The sequence below is a fragment of the Marivita cryptomonadis genome (assembly GCF_002115725.1).
Taxonomy (GTDB): Bacteria; Pseudomonadota; Alphaproteobacteria; order Rhodobacterales; family Rhodobacteraceae; genus Marivita; species Marivita cryptomonadis.
This window is the reverse complement of sequence record NZ_JFKD01000055.1, coordinates 1-2,732: the sequence shown is the minus strand read 5'-3', so window position 1 is coordinate 2,732 and position 2,732 is coordinate 1. Positions and strand designations below refer to the sequence as shown.

The window sequence follows — 2,732 nt, the reverse complement described above, 5'->3', positions numbered from 1 at the left end:
GAAGGAGCTTCACCACGTCCTGCACTGGTTCGGCCGCACCTATGCCCGCCGTCAGAAGCCGCCAGAGCCAAACGATTTCGACCCGGCTCCGCTGACCGCCCGGCTCGACCTGATCCGCGACGCCCGAGCTCGCATTCAATCAACGGATCAGGAACTTCAGGCACGCACGGAAGAGCTGGAAGACCTGCGTTCAAGATATGCCAGCCTTGACGAAGCGTTGAAAGCGAAACGGGCTGAAGTGGCGCAAGAGCGTGCGAACCAGACCGCAGACCCGCACGATTACAACGAGGCCGAAACTCGGTCGCGCTTCATTGACCTCCTGCTGGCCGAGTCCGGATGGTCCGATCTGAGAGAAGGCCGGGATCTGGAATACCGCGTAGAACCGATGCCCAATGAGCAGGGTCACGGGTTCGCGGATTACGTTCTGTGGGGCGCGGACGGCTTGCCGCTCGCAGTGGTCGAGGCAAAGCGCGCACGACGTTCGCCTTCCGACGGGCAACAGCAGGCGAAGCTCTATGCGGACGCGCTGGAGCAGATGCACGGCCGCCGCCCGGTCATCTTCTACACCAACGGCTACGAGCACTGGATCTGGGACGACGCCCGGAGCATTCCGCCGCGCCGACTGGGTGGTTTCAAGACCGCGCAAGAGCTGGGCGAGATGATCGCCCGCCGGAGTGAAGCGAAGCCACTGGCGGAACAGAAGCCCAAAGCTTCCATCGCCGGGCGCCCCTACCAGACAAGGGCACTGACGAGGATCGCCGAGCATTTCGACGCCGGCTCCCGCAAGGCACTTCTGGTTATGGCAACAGGCACGGGCAAAACCCGGACGGTGATTGCCCTTGTTGACATGATGGTTCGCGCAGGTTTGGTAAAGCGCGCCCTCTTTCTTTGTGACCGCATCAGCCTCGTCCGCCAGGCGCGAAATGCCTTCGCGGCCCATATGCCGGACAGCTCTCCTGTGAACCTGGTGACCGACCCATCTGGCACGGGCCGGGTCTATGTCTCCACCTATCCAACCATGATGAACCTGATCGACCGCGCCGACCATTCCGGTAGGCGCTTTGGGCCTGGGCATTTCGACCTGGTGATCATCGATGAGGCACATCGGTCGATCTACAAACGCTACCGGGCGATTTTTGAATGGTTTGACAGCTACCTGGTGGGGCTGACAGCCACGCCCCGCGACGAAGTGGACCGCGATACCTACCGGCTGTTCGATCTCGACCCCGGACAACCCACTGACTTCTACGGGCTCGAAGAAGCGATTGAGGACGGTTTCCTTGTGCCCTTTGAACCGATTTCGCTACCGACGCGGTTCATGCGGGAGGGTATCCGCTACGACGATCTGTCGAACGAGGAAAAAGACCAGTGGGATGAGCTCGACTGGGGTGAAACCGGTCCGCGCGATGCCGTGGCTGCGTCTGAAATCAACAAGTATCTCTTCAACTCGGACACCGTGGATAAGGTGTTGGCCCACGTCATGGAAAACGGTATCCGCGTGGCCGGGGGCGACAAGATCGGCAAAACGATCATCTTCGCTGCTAACAAAGCCCATGCGACATTCATTGAGGAAAGGTTCAACGCCGGTTGGCCGAATTATGGCGGCACTTTTGCCCGACGCATTGTGCATGGAGAAAGCTACGCGCAAAGCCTTATTGAAGCGTTTGAGGTGCCCGAACGAGAGCCTCAGATCGCGATCTCCGTAGATATGATGGACACAGGCGTGGACGTGCCTGACGTGGTCAATCTCGTGTTCTTCAAACTGGTGCGTTCGAAGACAAAATTCTGGCAGATGGTCGGTCGTGGCACACGTCTGAGGCCGGAGCTTTTTGGTCCAGGGCAAGACAAAACTGAGTTTCGGATCTTCGACGTATGCGGAAACTTGGAGTTCTTCGGCTCAAACTCGGAGCTGACCGACCCGTCGGTTCCCAAATCACTGACAGAGCGTCTTATCGAGACGCGGCTTCAGGTTGCTCGTTCAATTGATGATCTGGTGGACTCTCCAACGGAACGGCTGGAGCAAAACAGCGCGGAAGCGCTGAGAAATGCCCGGATGGGTATTGTCACCGATGTGCAGCGTTTCGTGATGGGTCTGAATAACGCTTCTTTCGTTGTCCGAAATCATCTGCGCTCGGTTGAAACTTGGCAGGCAGACGACGCGCCGTGGTCCGACTTGTCCGACGAGGCGGTTGAGCAGTTATCTGAATTGGCGTCGCTGCCAAGTGATGCTGAACTCGGGAGTGAGGAAGCCAAACGCTTCGACCTCGTTGTGTTTGGGCTCCAACTTGCGTTGATGGGCCGGTCGCCCAAAATGGAAGCCTGTCGCCGAAAGATATTAGAGATCGTCACTGCGCTTTCCACAAAATTGGAAATTCCTGCAGTAGCCAGACAGGCAGAGCTGATCGAGGAGATCCAAACCGAAGCATGGTGGGAAGGCCTAACAGTGCCGATAGCTGAGAGTGCGCGGCTGCGTTTGCGTGACATCGTGCATCTCATCGATCAGACTTCGCGCAGCATTCTTTACACTGACTTCGAAGATGAACTCGGAGAAGCCACAAACATTGCGCTGAACCCAGCCGCGGATTTCGCAGCCTTCAAAAAGAAGGCGCGCGAATTCTTGTTGAGGCACGGTGACCATATTGCGCTACAGCGCCTGAAGACTGGGCGACCACTGACACAACTCGACATTGAGGAGCTTGAATGCGTATTCCACGTGCATTTGAACACCTGCT

1 protein-coding gene is annotated in these 2,732 nt (G+C 57.8%); it reads left to right on the top strand.

The window, feature by feature from the left end:
• Positions 1–385: 385 nt before the first annotated feature.
• Positions 386–2,732 (top strand): type I restriction endonuclease subunit R (locus tag MCRY_RS22155; protein WP_176234555.1); only part of this gene is annotated, 2,347 nt, incomplete at its 3' end.